Below are 14,657 nucleotides of genomic sequence, written 5' to 3'. Positions count from 1 at the left end.
GGCCGTCGAACAAAGCGATCTCCTGGCGAAATTCCTGGTCATCCACCCTCGACGATCTCTGGGGCGAGTGGTTAGGGTGCGCCGACGGATGAAGCGATGGGGAGGCTGGCATGGCCGGAACGGACGACGCTGTCGCCGCCGATGACGACGCGCTGTACGTGCTGACGGCGGTGCTTCTGACACCCGCGAAATTCCCCAGCGTGTTGGGCGACGACTATCCGGAGGCGTGCGCCTCGCTCGGCCTCGCGCCGGTCGCCGCAGGGTACGGACTGGTGCTCGGCCAGGACGGTGAAGGTGCTCGCTGGACCGTGGTCGTCGACGATGTCTCCCTCGTGGCCGTGGCGATCGCTTCCTGGGACTGCGGCATGGAGTACGACCTGTCCCCCGACGACCGCACAGTGGTCACCGCGCTGCCCGGCTGGCCTCTCGCGGTTGCCGTGGCAGCTCCCGGAGTACCGGCTCCGCACGACCCGGAGCCCGACCCCGAGGATGCCGGGCGGCCACCGCTCGCACCGCCGGCCTCGGAGGCGTGGGGGCCGGCTCAGCGGCGCCTGGGCGCCGACGAGATAGCGCTGCAGTGGGCAGCTTGGCGGGGGCAGATCGACGACGCCGACTTCGTGCCGGACGGAAAGCAGGAGGATGTCCCGGAGAACTCCGGGGCCGCGCCGCTGACCGGTGTCCGGCGCGTCCTGGCGGAAGCCCGGGCCTACGTGGACTCTCCCCCGCCACTGGGCCGAGTCCGGTCGTCCTTCGCCTCGGGTGACGCACGCACCCTGCGGGCCGACGGCCCCGGCTGGTCCATGGTCGCCAGGACCGACGACATCGCGTTCGTACTGCTGGACGAGGAACCGGGAGAGGTGCTGCCGGTGGGCCGGGGACCCGAGCTTCCCGCGTTGCTGGAGGCCCTCGACAAGATGGCGGTCCGCCCTTCCTGAGTACGGTCGGCAGCCCACCCGCACGACCGGTCGGCCGCCCGCATCAGCAAGGTCATCGCAAGTCCTGAGCGAACAGCCTCACGGAACGGCAAGCGTGGGCCTCAGCGGCCTATCTCCTTGCGTGTGACGCGACGAAGCCTGCGCCGCTGACCGGAGTCGAGGGTCAGATAGGCCGCCGCGGGGACTCCGAGCACGATCAGGAGTGCGGCCCACCACGGCAGCCAGATCAGCAGAATGATTCCGGCCGCCACGCCGCCCGCGGCGATTTTCGCGTTCTTCGACATGTGTGTCGCCTCCTCCGCGGCCCTTGCCGCTCTCTGTCTTGAAGAACGGGATCGGGCCTCCCCCAGTTCCGAACCGCGACCCTGAGAGAGCCCTGAGCCGTAACCCTTACTGGTCACGCGGCTGCTCGGTCCCGGCTTCCGATCTGCACGGGCACCGTATATCCCGCCCTACTCGACGCGGAGGGGCTTACCGACCTCGTACATGTGGCGCAGCACCTGGCGGTAGGAGTCGGCGAATCCGGCCTCTGTATAGGACATGCCCACGGCGGCGCAGTGGGCGCGCACGACGGGTTGGGCGAGGCGGAGGTGGGGTCGGGGCATGCTGGGAAACAGGTGATGCTCGATCTGGTAGTTGAGGGCGCCGAGGAACCAGTCAGTGGCGAGGCCGCCTCGGATGTTGCGTGAAGTCAGTACTTGGCGACGCAGGTGACCCCACCGTTCGCCATCAGGGTCCGGCATCTCCATGCCCTTGTGGTTGGGCGCGAAGGCCAGCCCGAGGTGCAGGCCGAACAGCGCCTGATGGACCGCGGCGAAGGCGATCGCATGGCCGATCGGCATGGCGGCGAGCAGCAATGTCACGTAGCCGGCGAGGTGGGCGACGAGCAGGAGGCCTTCCACCACACGTTCCCGCGCATCCTGCCGCCGCAGGTCCTTGAAGCCGTAGATCTTCATGGCGACGCCCTGGAGAAGTGTCAGCGGGAAGAAGAGCCAGGCCTGGTTGCGGGTGAGCCATCGCCGGAAACCCACCCGGACCTTGGCCTGCCTGCTGGTCCACACGAGGACGTCCGCGGCGACATCGGGGTCCTTCTCGATGTGGTTGGGGTTCGCGTGGTGCCGGTTGTGCTTGTCGTTCCACCAGGCCGAGCTCATCCCGAGCAGGAGGTTGCCGTGCACGAGGCCGATGGCACGGCTGACGGACCGGTTTCCGGATATCTGCGAATGACCCGCGTCATGGCCGATGAACGCCGTCCTGGCGCACAGGACGGACAGCACTGGGGCGAGGAGCAGCACCCACCACGAGGATCCGAGAAGGAACATTCCGATGCCCACAGCCACCAGTGCGAGGCCGTTGACCGCGATGGTGTGCGCGTACCAACCGATGCGGCGGTCCAGGAGGCCCTGCTCCTTGACCGTGCGCAAGAGGGGCGCGAAATCACTTCCGGCGCTCTTCCTGCCGATACCGGCTGGGGAGCGTTCCGCGACTGCCGCGGCCTGGGACATGGTGGGTCTCCGGTCTTCGTGACGACGGGCTGACCTCATAGAACGTACGGACCGGTAACCCTGGGCAGCCATGGCGGCACCACCCGTGTACGACCGGGGGTCAGCACCGCTCGGCAGGGGGGCTGGCTACACCCCGCATCGGCAAGTGACCTGAATCACCGGCGCTCTGCCCCGCCGATGCTTCCGCCCTCCTGTACTCTCGGGCGCTCTGGTCTCAGTAGTCAAATTTGAGGAATGCGTCTCGCTGTGCACAGGCCCCCTGTCGTGTCCCCCTCCGAGATCCCCGAACTCTCCCGCTGTTCCGTCCTTTTCGTGCCTGCCGACCCTCCGCGCGACGGACGCGTCGCTTTCTGGCGCCCTGACGGCACGGGGCCTCCTGACGCCTCTGCCGGCTCTTGCGGCGAACTGTCGGTCGCCGTGCCGGGGGACGACGACATCGAGCTCATCACCGTGTCTGCGGTGCTGCTGCCTGTCCGCGCCGCGTTGCCGGTCCTCACGCGCGCGCGTGGCGCGGCCGGGACGCACCCGACAGGTGCCTTCTGGGGGACGGCAGGAGTCCTGGCGCTGCAGCTGGCGGCCCGGGGATTGCTGTTGCCGGGGCTGACCGCCGACGATCACGACGCGTGGCGTACGGGGCCGTTGGGCGCCGAGGACCTGCAGCGGCTGCGCGAGTTGGCCGCGGCGATGCCGCCGGCCGCCCACGGGCTGCCGTTGGACGACCGTGTTCCGCTGCGCCTGCCCGAGCCGGAGCGCCTCCTGCGCCAGTTCCTCGATGCCGTGGCCGACACTCTGCCGCGCTCCCCCGCGGCACCGCTGGCGTCGGGCAGCCCCGTCTTCGCCGCACCTGAGCCCCAGCGTGTTCCCGAACAGCGCGCCTGGGCCCTGGATGTGGCGGCCGGGCACGACGCCGGTGTCCGCATCTCGTTGCGCGTGGAGATTCCCGGCCTCGCCTTGGTCTCCGAGGACGGCACCCGTCTGCCGTTCCGCGCCGTTCCGCAGCTCCACAGCGTCAGTGACCCCTCTCTCGTCGCGGACGCCGCCGAGGTATGGGCCGGCTCCGGGCCCTTGGGCCAAGCCTTCGGGCCACGTTCGCGCATGGATGCCCTGCTCGCGCTACGTCGTGCCACGCGCGCGTGGCCGCCGCTCGCCCCGCTGCTCTCTGCCACCGTGCCCGACGCGGTCGAGTTGGCCGACGAGGATGTCACCGCGCTCCTGGGCGAAGGCGCCCGTGCGCTGGCCGTCGCCGGCGTCGACGTGCACTGGCCCAAGGAACTGGCACGCAGCCTGACGGCGCGCGCAGTCATCGGTCCTGCGGACGAGGAAGGCGACGACCAAGGCAAGGGGCCGCACAAGCTCTCCTCGGACACACCGTCCTTCCTGTCCGCCGACGCGCTGCTCGCCTTCAACTGGCGCTTCGCGCTGGGCGGTCAGCAGCTGACGCGTGCAGAGCTGGACCGCCTCGCCGAGTCCAACCGTCCGGTGGTCCGTCTGCGGGACCAGTGGGTGCTCATCGACCCCGAGGAGGCCCGCCGCGCCCGCGACCGGCACGACCGCAAGGTCACTCCGATCGACGCGCTCAGCGCCGCGCTGACCGGCTCCGCCGAGATCGGAGGCGAGCGCGTCGACGTGCAGCCGACGGGCTGGCTCGCCACGCTGCGCGAACGACTCGCCGACCCGGAGAGCATGGAACCCGTCGGCCAGCCGGTCGCGCTCGCCGCCGAGCTGCGGGACTACCAGTTGCGCGGCCTGAACTGGCTGGCCCGGATGACCTCGCTGGGTCTCGGCGCCTGCCTAGCCGACGACATGGGTCTCGGCAAGACGATCACTCTCATCTCGTTGCATCTGCACCGTCAGACGCACGAGCAGTCAGCAGGGCCCACGCTGGTGGTCTGTCCGACATCTCTGATGGGCAACTGGCAGCGCGAGATCGAGAAGTTCGCGCCCGGCACACCCGTCCGCCGCTTCCACAGCGCACAGCGCAGCCTGGAAGGCCTGGCCGACGGCGAGTTCGTGCTGACCACCTACGGCACGATGCGGCTCGACACGGAGAAGCTCGCGCAGACCCCCTGGGGCATGGTCGTCGCCGACGAGGCCCAGCACGTCAAGAATCCGTATTCCGCCACGGCCAGGCAGCTGCGTACGATCGGGACACGCGCGCGTGTGGCACTGACCGGCACTCCTGTGGAGAACAACCTCTCGGAGCTGTGGGCCCTCCTCGACTGGACGACGCCGGGGCTGCTGGGCAGGCTCGGGACCTTCCGCACGCGTTACGCCCAGGCCGTGGAGGGTGGCACGGATCCGACGGCTGCCGAGCGGCTCGGGCAGCTCGTACGCCCGTTCCTCCTGCGCCGCCGCAAATCGGACCCGGGGATCGCACCCGAGCTCCCGCCGAAAACGGAGACCGACCGTGCCGTCTCCCTCAGCACGGAACAAGCGGGCCTCTACGAAGCCGTGGTCCGTGAGACGCTCGCGGACATCTCCGGCGCCGACGGCATCGCCCGCAGGGGGCTGATCGTCAAGCTCCTCACCGGCCTCAAGCAGATCTGCAACCACCCCGCGCAGTACCTCAAAGAGGACAAGCCCCGGATCCCGGGGCGCTCCGGAAAACTCGAACTCCTCGACGAGTTGCTCGACACGATCCTCGCCGAGGACGCGAGTGTGCTCGTCTTCACCCAGTACGTCCAAATGGCGCGGCTCATCGAGCAGCACCTGTCGGCCCGTGGTGTTCCCTCGCAGTTCCTGCACGGCGGCACGTCTGTCGCGCAGCGGGAAGCGATGGTGCAGCGCTTCCAGGACGGGGATGTGCCGGTCTTCCTGCTGTCCCTGAAGGCGGCGGGAACGGGCTTGAACCTGACGCGCGCTGAGCACGTCGTGCACTACGACCGCTGGTGGAACCCTGCCGTCGAAGCGCAGGCCACCGACCGGGCGTACCGCATCGGCCAGACACAGCCGGTGCAGGTCCACCGGCTGGTCGCGGAAGGAACGATCGAGGACCGCATCGCCGACATGCTGCTGCGCAAGCGGGAGTTGGCGGACGCCGTCCTCGGGTCCGGCGAGTCCGCTCTGACCGAGCTGACCGACGCCGAACTGTCGGATCTGGTGGAGCTGCGAGGGGGCACGCGATGAGTGACATCCATGACGAATCGTTCGGAACCGCGGACGACGACCCGCGCGCGGGCGCACAGGGCGAGGAGCGCACGTTCGCGGCGTTGCCGCCCGCGCACGGCAAGGGCTTCGCACAGAGCTGGTGGGGCCAGGCCTGGCTCAAGGCCCTCGAGGACACGGCACTCGACCTGCAGCAGCTCAAAACGGGCCGCAGGTTGGCGCGCGCGGGCGCGGTCGGGGCGGTCTCGGTGCGGCCGGGCCGGATCACGGCGGTCGTCAAGGACCCTGACGGCACACCGCACCGCTCCGATGTCCTGCTGCAGGAGTTGAGCTCCGAGGAGTGGGATCGCTTCCTGTCCATGGCGGTCGAACGGGCCGGGCACATCGCAGCCCTTCTTGACCGCGAAATGCCACCGCATCTGGTGGAGGACTCCGCGGCGGCCGGTGTCGAACTCCTGCCGGTCATCGGCGACCTGGAGCCGGAGTGCGACTGTGACGCGTGGGACCACTGCGGGCACACGGCAGCACTCTGCTATCAGGTGGCGCGCCTCCTCGACGAAGACCCTTTCGTGCTGCTGCTGATGCGGGGGCGCGGGGAGCGGATACTCCTCGACGAGCTGCAGGTGCGGAGCATCGCGACGGCTGACGTGCTGGAGCACGAGGACGGCGCCCAGGAGGCCACCCCCGAGGGCGTCAGCGCCACGGAGGCCTACGCGGACGGCGCCATCCTGCCGCCGCTGCCCGCGCTGCCTCCGTTGCCCACGGAGCCGGGCCTGCCGCCGACGCTCGACACGGAGGCGGAGCCCGCGCCGGGTCTCGATGTGCCGGCGGTGGAGTTCCTGGCCGCGCAGGCTGCCGTCGAGGCGTACAGGATGCTGGCGGACGCACTCGCTGCCGGGCACGAAACCGTGCCGGTCGAGGACGAGTTGACCAGCGGTGAGGACGCCGTGCGGTTGGCGGCCGGCGGGCCCGGCGGCACGATCGAGGCACGGCTCGCGGAGGCATCCGAACGCGGCCGGGACGGCCTCGCCCTCGCCGTGCGGGCCTGGCAGTACGGGGGGCGTGCCGCACTCCATGTACTTGAAGAGGAGTGGGCACCACAGGCGCAGGCACTGGCACGCGCGCGTGCCGCTCTGGACGCCGCCTGGGAAGAGGACGAACGCCCCCGGCTGCGCGCGGCCAACAACCGCTGGACCGTGGTCGGCACGGACGCGCAACTGCGCCACGGACGTGACGGCCGCTGGTGGCCCTACCGTAAGGAGCGGGGCCGTTGGACACCCGCGGGACCGTCCGCCAACGACCCGGCGACCGCGCTGGCCGTGGCAACCGGACGCGAGTGACGCGGAGGTATCGCCTGTGGGTCGGGTGCGTTGAGGCGGAAGACGGCGGATGACGAGCGGTACGTGATGGGTGGTGGATGCTGGATGGCTGAAACGCATGGGTCGTCCACCGGCGCGTTCCCGACATGCGTCCGTACGCCGGGAACACCGGCGCACGCGCTCACCCGGCCCAGCGATTGAGCGCGGCCATGTCATCGGCGAGCGTGGCTCACGTCGGATCAGGGAGGTCTGACCGCAAGAGCCTTCCCAGGCTCGACAGCGGGGCATCGGATACATCAGCTCTGTCCGCGCGACCTATCTGAAGGGGGTTGACCGGGCACCGCGCCCCTCGGGTGCTGATCGGACCGGTGGTTGACGGCGGCGCCTCCTGCCCCTCGCAGGAGGCGCCGCCGGCGCGTCTCCAGGGGGCCACCTGGCGACTCGCTGGTCACTGCCAGGGGCGCTGCGGACCACTCAGCTCCGGGCCGCCAGGAGGTGGTCCATGGCCAGCTGATCGAGGCGCTCGAAGGCCATGCCGCGCGTTGCGGCCGCCTCCACGTCGAATGCCTCGTAGGCGTTCCTGTCGGCGAGCAGGCCGGAGAGCCCGTCGTCGGCAGTGGGAACGGCCAGCTCGTGCAGACGGGCCGCGCGCAGCGCCTCACGCACTTCGGGGTCGGCACGGAAGGCAGCCGAACGTTCGCGGAGGACCAGGTAGTTGCGCATGCAGCCTGCGGCCGACGCCCACACCCCTTCGTAGTCCTCCGTGCGCGGCGGCTTGAAGTCGAAGTGCCGCGGCCCGCCGTATCCACCCCTCTCCAGAAGGTCAACCAACCAGAAGGCACTGCGCAGATCGCCGGCGCCGAACCGCAGGTCCTGGTCGTACTTGATGCCCGTCTGGCCGTTGAGGTCGATGTGGAAGAGCTTGTCCGCCCACAATGCCTGGGCGATGGAGTGCGGGAAGTTCAGGCCCGCCATCTGTTCGTGGCCCACTTCAGGGTTGACGCCGAACAGTTCCGGCCGGTCCAGGCGCTCGATGAACGCCAGGGCGTGGCCGACGGTGGGCAGCAGGATGTCACCTCGCGGCTCGTTCGGCTTGGGCTCGATCGCGAACCTCAGGTCGTAGCCCTGGGTGGTCACGTACTCGCCGAGCAGGTCGAAAGCCTCCTTCATACGGTCGAGTGCGTCGCCCACGTCCTTCGCAGCACCCGATTCCGCTCCCTCCCTGCCGCCCCACGCGACGTAGGTGCGCGCGCCCAGCTCCACCGCGAGGTTGATGTTGCGGATCGTTTTGCGCAGGGCGTACCGACGTACATCGCGATCGTTGGCGGTAAACGCGCCGTCCTTGAAGACGGGATGAGTGAAGAGGTTCGTGGTGGCCATCGGAACGACAAGGCCCGTCGCGTCCAGTGCCTGCCGGAAGCGCTTGATGTGCCCCTCTCGCTCCGATTCGGACGATCCGAACGGGACGAGGTCGTCGTCGTGGAACGTCACTCCGTAGGCACCCAGTTCGGCAAGGTGACGCACCGAGTCGGCCGGGTCGAGTGCGGCCCTTGTGGCGTCCCCGAACGGATCCCTGCCCTGCCAGCCGACGGTCCACAGGCCGAAGCTGAACTTGTCCTCAGGAGTGGGCTGGTAGTTCATGTGCGGCTCCCTCACCTATTTCGTCATGGCCGTTTACAAATTAGTATCCAAGGGCGCCGCTGGGAAGAGGGAGGACCTCGGGGGCATACCGAGGGAAGTCACAGAAACGGAGACCGTCATGTCATCAGCGCCCACGGCCCAGGGCCCGCTCGTCGTCGGGGTGGACAGCTCCACGCAGTCCACCAAGGCCCTGGTCGTCGACTCGGCCACCGGCCGGGTCGTCGCGCGCGGACAGGCCTCGCACCGCGTCAGCACGGGCGAGCGCCGCGAGAGCGACCCCCAGGAGTGGTGGGTCGCGCTGTGCACGGCACTTCAGCAGTGCGGGCGAGCCGCTCGGGAGGCCGCGGCGGTGTCTATCGGCGGCCAACAGCACGGGCTCGTCACGCTCGACAAGAACGGCAACGCGGTGCGTCCGGCCCTGCTCTGGAACGATGTGCGGTCCGCCCCACAGGCGCGGAGCCTCGTCGAGCGTCTCGGCGGCCCCAAGGTGTGGGCCGATCGAGTCGGCAGCGTCCCCGGGCCGTCCTTCACCGTCACGAAGTGGGCCTGGCTCACCGAGCAAGAACCCGCCGCGGCCCGCGCCACGACTGCCGTGCGCCTGCCCCACGACTACCTCACGGAACGCCTCACCGGGCTCGGCACGACGGACCGCGGCGACGTCTCCGGAACCGGGTGGTGGGCTTCGGGCACGGAGCAGTACGACGAGGGCATCCTCGACATGGTGGGCCTTGACCCGGCGTTGCTGCCCCGCGTCGCACGCCCTGGGGAGGTCGTCGGTACGGTCCGCGACAGTGATGACGACCTACCCTTTTCGAGGGGCACCCTGATCGCACCCGGCACCGGCGACAACGCGGCAGCCGCCCTGGGGCTCGGGTTGCGCCCCGGGACGCCGGTGCTGAGTCTCGGCACTTCGGGCACGGTGTACGCGGTCTCGCAGAACCGTCCTGCGGACCCGACCGGCACGGTCGCGGGCTTCGCCGACGCACGCGGCGCGTGGCTGCCGCTGGCCTGCACCCTCAATTGCACGCTGGCCGTGGACCGGGTCGCCGAGCTGCTCCAGCTGGACCGCGAGGCGGTGGAGCCGGACGGTTTGGTGACCCTTCTGCCCTACCTGGACGGCGAGCGCACACCGAATCTGCCCCACTCCTCGGGGGTGCTGCACGGCCTGCGGCACGACACGACACCCGGACAGCTGCTGCAGGCCGCGTACGACGGGGCGGTGCACTCGCTGCTCGGAGCCCTCGACCTGGTCCTGGACGCGGACGCGGATCGGTCGTCCCCACTGCTGCTCATCGGAGGCGGAGCACGCGGAGCGGCCTGGCAGCGCACCGTGCGCCGCCTCTCCGGGCGCCCCGTCCAGGTCCCCGAGGCCCAGGAGTTGGTCGCGCTCGGCGCGGCGGCGCAGGCCGCGGGTCTGCTGACCGGCGAGGACCCGGGCGCGATCGCCCGACGCTGGGACACGGCCCGGGGCCCCGTGCTCGACCCCGTGGAGCGGGACGAAGCGACGCTGTCCCGGATCTCCGGGGTACTCTCCGACGCGGCACCGCTCCTGGACCGGGCGCCCCATGGGGAGTGAGGAATGACCGAGGCATGACCGCACCGCTGCACGATGAGCGCCGGGCCACGTCCGGCGCTCGGTTGCCCGACACCCAGCAGGCGATGCGCCGCCGCAACCTCTCGCGGGTGATGCACACCGTGGCCGCTCACGGGCCGCTGTCTCGTGCGGCCGTGGCCTCGCACATCGGCCTCACGCGTGCCGCCATCTCCACTCTGGTGGATGAATTGATCCGCTCGGGGCTCCTGGACGAGCTCGGCCCGGAGCGTCCGGCGCGGGTAGGGCGACCCGGATCCGCCCTCGCGGTCAGCGCGCGGGGGCCCGTCGGCATCGGCGCCGAGGTGGGGGTCGACCATCTCGCCGCATGCGCGGTCGATCTACGGGGCGAGACCCGCGCACGCGCCGTGCGGCCGGCCCGGAATCGCGGGCGGTCCCCCGTGCCGGTGCTGGAGGAACTCTCCGTCCTGATCGAACAGGTGAGCTCCGAAGCCCGGCAAGCCGGCCTGGCCCCCGCGGGCCTCGCCGTGGCCGTTCCCGGGCTGGTGGCGCGCGATGCACGGACAGTCGTGCGCGCACCCAACCTCGGCTGGGACGGCATCGACCTGGGCAGGCTTCTGCCCACCGAGCTGCCCTTGACCGTGGACAACGAAGCCAACTTCGGCGCACTCGCGGAATTGTGGCTCGGCGAGGAATCGTCCGAGAGTTTCCTCCATGTCTCCGCGGAGATCGGAATCGGCGCCGCGCTGGTCGTCGACGGACAGCTGCTGCGCGGCACACATGGCTTCGCCGGCGAGTTGGGCCACGTGCCCGTACGGCCGGATGGACCGGCCTGTCCTTGCGGAGGGCGGGGCTGCCTGGAGCAGTACGCGGGCGAGGAGGCCGTGCTGCGCGCGGCGGGCCTCGAACCCGGTGCGGAGCGGAGCGAACTTCTCGCCGAGCGCGCCTCCGCGGGTGACGCGGCGGTACAGCGGGCGCTGCACAGCGCCGGGACAGCACTCGGCATCGCTCTCACCGGCGCCGTCAACCTGCTGGATCCGCAGGCAGTGATGCTCGGCGGCGCACTGTCGCGCCTCGCACCATGGCTGTTGCCCGCTGTCGAGCAGGAGTTGGCAGAGAGAACGGCTGGTCGGGCCTGCGGAGTGACGGTCTCCGGTCTCGGGCCTGACGGGCCTCTGCTCGGCGCGGCGCACTCGGTGGCGCGGAGGGTGCTGGACGACCCGGTGGGGTTGGGATTGAGCTCGGGTGCACATCCCGCTGCTGCGCGGGGTAGTGGCTGAGGACCGGCGTGAGCCCCGCTGCCGTCCGCCGGTGACCCGAACGGGTGGCAGGGATATCCACAATCACTCCGCTGTACACAGATCTGAGCCACGCCCTTTCGCCTCAACCAGCAAGCGCCGTACCGTAATTCACGCGAGGCGCAGCTGCCCTGGTGGCAGGGATGGCAAGGCGGGCGCCGACGCAGATCGGGGGATTCGATGTCGGGGGAAACCAGCGCTGGGCGCGAGTGGGGGCTGTCGGGCTCCGCGAGAACCGGTTGCGCGGCCCGTCCTGCCGGGCCGGCGGCCGATCCGGCCCGGGTGACGCGAGGCATCGATGATCCCCGGATCCTGACCGTACGCCCCGACCCGAGCGAGTACGCCTGGACCTTCGGAGGTGCCCCACCGGTGGCGCGCATCGCTCCGGGCACGCTCCTCGACCTGTTCACGGAGGACTGCTTCGCAGAGAACGTCCGAACGGAGAAGGACCTGGTCTCCGAGGTCTGCGAGTTCCCGTTCCTGAACCCGCAGACCGGTCCCTTCCATGGGGAAGGAGCGGAACCGGGCGACACCGTCGCCGTGCACTTCGTATCGATCGACCCGGCCCGCGACTGGGCGGCCTCCACTACGGTCCCCTTGTTCGGCGCCCTCACGTCCACCCACTCCACTGCCTCCCTCCAAGCACCGTTGCCCGAAGCCGTCTGGATATGGCAGCTGGACCGGGCCCGCCGCACCGCACGGTGCACGGCACGGGACAGCGACTTCGAGATCGAACTGGCCTTGGACCCCGTGCACGGCACGGTCGGCGTCGCACCCGCGAGTCTGGAGGTGCGCTCGGCGCTCGTGCCGAATATCCCAGCTCGACCTGGTGCAGTGGCTCGTCCGTGACTACGGCTTCAGCGAGCGGGACGCCTACCAGTTCGCGACTCAGACGGTCGAGTCCCCACTCGCCAACGTCTGCGACACCAAATACACCTGCGTGGCCAAGATCCGCAAGGAATGGCTTCCCGCGCGTGAGACTCACCATGGACTGCACGCGCAGCTGCGCGAGACAGCCGTCTCGTTGCGGAACGGGTCGGTTCACCGCCCTTCCTAGCCCCCTAGCCCTCTCTGGAACCGCGCCTGTCGGCAGGGCGGCCCCTCCCACCCGACGCAGTGGATGTCTCAAGTACAGCGCCAGTCCAGTCGTTCCCCCCACCGAGAGGCAGGCCAGTCATGGATCGAGAAAGACGCTCCCCCAGCAGACGTCGGCTGTTGCAGGGCGCGGCGGCCGCCGCCGTACCCTCAGCGCTCCTGCCCGTCACACGGGCCGCCGCCCAGGCCCGAGCGGTCGACTACCCCCTGGCCGAATCGGTTCCGGCCAGCAGCTCCAACTACACGGCCGCCAGTCGGCCCAGCACCTATCCCATCGACTACGTGATCATCCACGTCACACAGGAGACGTACGCGGACACACTCGCCATCTTCAAGAACCCGGCGAAGCAGGTCTCGGCCCACTATGTGGTGCGCTCCAGGGACGGACACATCGCCCAGTGCGTCCGCGAGCGCAACGTCGCCTGGCACGCGGGGAACTGGAGCTACAACACGCGCAGCATCGGAATCGAGCACGAAGGGTGGGTCGACAAACCCGAGTACTTCACCAACGCGATGTACGAGCAGTCCGCCGCTCTGACCGCAGCCATCTGCTCCAAGTACAGCCTCCCGAAGGACCGTGAGCACATCATCGGCCACCACGAGGTTCCGGGCTCGGACCACACGGACCCCGGCCCGTACTGGGACTGGTCGCGCTACCTACGTCTCGTCAACTTCGCCTGAACAACCCGGCCGGTACCGCGTCCTTGTCGGCTCTACGCTCCGGGGCGACGATGGCAGCACCGCATCGCCGTCCCGGGAGGACGAGTTGACCGATCCATGGGTGGCCCTGGAGCCGGGCGCTGATCCCGACGAGCGGGTGAGGATGTTGCGCCGTGCCCACGAAAGGTTCACCGACATGGGGACGGTTTCCCGTCCGGTGCGCCCGGTGGTGGCCGACTCATGGCGGCGGTCGGCCAGGGCCCGGGTGTGCCCAGAGGGCACCGGCGCGGAGGTGGATCTGACCGACGGTGATCTCGGCGCGTACCGGGCGGAGCATCCGCTGGCACGAGTGATGCCGCTGTTCCGGGAGTTGATGGGTACGTTCGCGGCCGACGGGGAGCATCTGCTCGCCGTGTGCGATGCGCAGGGCAGGCTGCTGTGGGTCGAGGGGCACCCGCGGGCGCGGCAGCGTGCCGGGCGGATGAACTTCGTACCGGGGGCGCGGTGGGCGGAGACCGCGATGGGGACGAACGCACCGGGGACGGCGGTGGCCGTCGACCGGCCGGTGCAGGTCTTCGCCACCGAGCACTTCATCCGGCGTGTTCAGCCGTGGACATGCGCGGCGGCTCCCGTGCACGACCCGCGTACGGGGCGGCTCATCGGCGCGGTCGACATCACCGGTGGGGACGGCCTCGCGCACCCGCACAGCCTCGCCTTCGTGCAGGCGGTCGCGCGGGCGGCGGAATCGCAGCTGGCCCTGTTCGCCCCATCGGCGGGCACCGGCGAAACCGTCGAGCTGACTGTCCTGGGCCGGGACGAGGCACTGCTCGTCGCGGGCGGGCGCAAGGTGCGGCTCAGCCGTAGGCACAGCGAGATCGTCGTGCTGCTGGCCCGCCATCCGGAAGGACTGACCGGGGACGAGTTGCTGTGTGCGCTGTACGAGGACGAGTCGGTGCCGCCGGTGACGCTGCGGGCTGAATTGGCACGGCTGCGGCGGGTTCTCGGAGGGGAGTTGCTCCGGTCGCGGCCGTACCGGCTGGCGGTCCCCGTCGAGTGTGACATCGACATCGTCGAGCGTCGTCTGGGGGCGGGGGCGGTGACTGCGGCCGCGGCGGCGTATGCCGGTCCGCTGTTGCCCCAGTCGCAGGCGCCCGCCCTGGTCCGGCTCCGCCGCAGAGTCGCCGATCAGCTGCGGTCGGCCCTCGTCGACCGCAATGACCCCGACCTGCTCGCGGGCTGGACTCGCGCACCGTGGGGGGAAGACGACCTGGTGGTATGGCGGGCGCTGGCATCACTGCGTCCGACGGCGCCGGTGCTGGCCCGTTTGAGGGAGCTCGACGCGGAGTTGGCGGCCTCATCTGCATCGGGGTGACAGAGTCCCGGCGCATCGGTCCCCGTACGCATCCTTGCTGAGATCCCTTCTGCGAACGGAAGGGACTCGGAAGGAATTCGGACGGAACCCGGAAGGGAGCGCAACGTCGGCGCAACGTCCGGGCTCCTAGCCTCCGGGCGAGAGCTGCCCGACGGCGGGCAGCCTTCCCCGGGAG

Annotated in this window: 10 protein-coding genes and 1 pseudogene; 8 read left to right on the top strand and 3 right to left on the bottom strand. The window is 70.2% G+C overall.

What is annotated here, in order from left to right; genetic code table 11:
• Positions 1-110: 110 nt before the first annotated feature.
• The gene (locus ABZ953_RS05935) at positions 111-935 is read left to right on the top strand and encodes a hypothetical protein (protein WP_361717370.1); all 825 of its coding nucleotides are present in this window, start codon (positions 111-113) and stop codon (positions 933-935) included.
• Between the two features lie 101 nt (positions 936-1,036).
• On the opposite strand, the gene ABZ953_RS05930 is transcribed toward ABZ953_RS05935, so the two are convergent.
• Together ABZ953_RS05930 and ABZ953_RS05925 are read right to left on the bottom strand one after the other, a co-directional pair.
• Positions 1,037-1,219 carry a hypothetical protein gene (locus ABZ953_RS05930; protein ID WP_361717368.1) on the bottom strand — a complete coding sequence of 61 codons (183 nt, stop codon included), beginning with the start codon at positions 1,217-1,219 and terminating at the stop codon, positions 1,037-1,039.
• A 168-nt stretch (positions 1,220-1,387) separates the two neighbouring features.
• Positions 1,388-2,440 (bottom strand): acyl-CoA desaturase, encoded by a 1,053-nt coding sequence (locus ABZ953_RS05925; protein WP_361717365.1) that lies wholly within the window; start codon positions 2,438-2,440, stop codon positions 1,388-1,390.
• 234 nt (positions 2,441-2,674) lie between these two features.
• Between ABZ953_RS05925 and ABZ953_RS05920 the strand changes: the two genes are divergently transcribed.
• Positions 2,675-5,566, top strand: a complete 2,892-nt coding sequence (locus ABZ953_RS05920) for a DEAD/DEAH box helicase (protein WP_361717362.1) — start codon at positions 2,675-2,677, stop codon at positions 5,564-5,566.
• Entirely contained in the window at positions 5,563-6,885 is a 1,323-nt protein-coding gene (locus ABZ953_RS05915; protein WP_361717359.1) for an SWF or SNF family helicase, read from the top strand. The genes ABZ953_RS05920 and ABZ953_RS05915 overlap by 4 nt, the downstream gene beginning before the upstream one ends.
• A 453-nt stretch (positions 6,886-7,338) precedes the next feature.
• Here ABZ953_RS05915 and xylA read toward each other — a convergent pair whose 3' ends face one another.
• Complete coding sequence (xylA, locus tag ABZ953_RS05910) at positions 7,339-8,505, bottom strand: xylose isomerase (protein ID WP_361717356.1); 1,167 nt, start codon at positions 8,503-8,505, stop codon at positions 7,339-7,341.
• A gap of 118 nt (positions 8,506-8,623) precedes the next feature.
• On the opposite strand from xylA, the gene xylB reads away from it, so the two are divergent.
• The 5 genes and pseudogenes from xylB (at position 8,624) to ABZ953_RS05885 (ending at position 14,482) form a co-directional block, all read left to right on the top strand.
• A complete protein-coding gene (gene xylB, locus ABZ953_RS05905) occupies positions 8,624-10,081 on the top strand; it encodes a xylulokinase (protein ID WP_361717353.1) in 1,458 nt (485 codons plus the stop codon).
• A 14-nt stretch (positions 10,082-10,095) separates the two neighbouring features.
• Positions 10,096-11,337, top strand: coding sequence for an ROK family transcriptional regulator (locus tag ABZ953_RS05900; RefSeq protein ID WP_361717350.1), 1,242 nt, complete (start codon positions 10,096-10,098; stop codon positions 11,335-11,337).
• A gap of 312 nt (positions 11,338-11,649) precedes the next feature.
• Positions 11,650-12,412 (top strand): annotated as a pseudogene (locus ABZ953_RS05895) (hypothetical protein).
• 119 nt (positions 12,413-12,531) lie between these two features.
• On the top strand, positions 12,532-13,131 hold the full coding sequence (locus ABZ953_RS05890; RefSeq protein ID WP_361717347.1) for a peptidoglycan recognition family protein: 600 nt from the start codon (positions 12,532-12,534) through the stop codon (positions 13,129-13,131).
• An 85-nt stretch (positions 13,132-13,216) separates the two neighbouring features.
• Positions 13,217-14,482 carry a GAF domain-containing protein gene (locus tag ABZ953_RS05885; protein ID WP_361717344.1) on the top strand — a complete coding sequence of 422 codons (1,266 nt, stop codon included), beginning with the start codon at positions 13,217-13,219 and terminating at the stop codon, positions 14,480-14,482.
• The last annotated feature ends 175 nt before the right edge of the window (positions 14,483-14,657 follow it).

The organism is Streptomyces sp. NPDC046465 (assembly GCF_040646035.1).
In the GTDB taxonomy this organism is placed as follows: domain Bacteria; phylum Actinomycetota; class Actinomycetes; order Streptomycetales; family Streptomycetaceae; genus Streptomyces.
Note: the sequence above shows the minus strand (reverse complement) of the source record. Positions and strands in the feature narration are given on the sequence as shown.

Bases quoted from the DNA above. Each gene is read 5' to 3' on its own strand.
- ABZ953_RS05935 (WP_361717370.1), top strand. From the start codon at position 111: ATGGCCGGAACGGACGACGCTGTCGCCGCCGATGACGACGCGCTGTAC.
- ABZ953_RS05930 (WP_361717368.1), bottom strand. From the start codon at position 1,219: ATGTCGAAGAACGCGAAAATCGCCGCGGGCGGCGTGGCGGCCGGAATC.
- ABZ953_RS05925 (WP_361717365.1), bottom strand. From the start codon at position 2,440: ATGTCCCAGGCCGCGGCAGTCGCGGAACGCTCCCCAGCCGGTATCGGC.
- ABZ953_RS05920 (WP_361717362.1), top strand. From the start codon at position 2,675: ATGCGTCTCGCTGTGCACAGGCCCCCTGTCGTGTCCCCCTCCGAGATC.
- ABZ953_RS05915 (WP_361717359.1), top strand. From the start codon at position 5,563: ATGAGTGACATCCATGACGAATCGTTCGGAACCGCGGACGACGACCCG.
- xylA (WP_361717356.1), bottom strand. From the start codon at position 8,505: ATGAACTACCAGCCCACTCCTGAGGACAAGTTCAGCTTCGGCCTGTGG.
- xylB (WP_361717353.1), top strand. From the start codon at position 8,624: ATGTCATCAGCGCCCACGGCCCAGGGCCCGCTCGTCGTCGGGGTGGAC.
- ABZ953_RS05900 (WP_361717350.1), top strand. From the start codon at position 10,096: ATGACCGCACCGCTGCACGATGAGCGCCGGGCCACGTCCGGCGCTCGG.
- ABZ953_RS05890 (WP_361717347.1), top strand. From the start codon at position 12,532: ATGGATCGAGAAAGACGCTCCCCCAGCAGACGTCGGCTGTTGCAGGGC.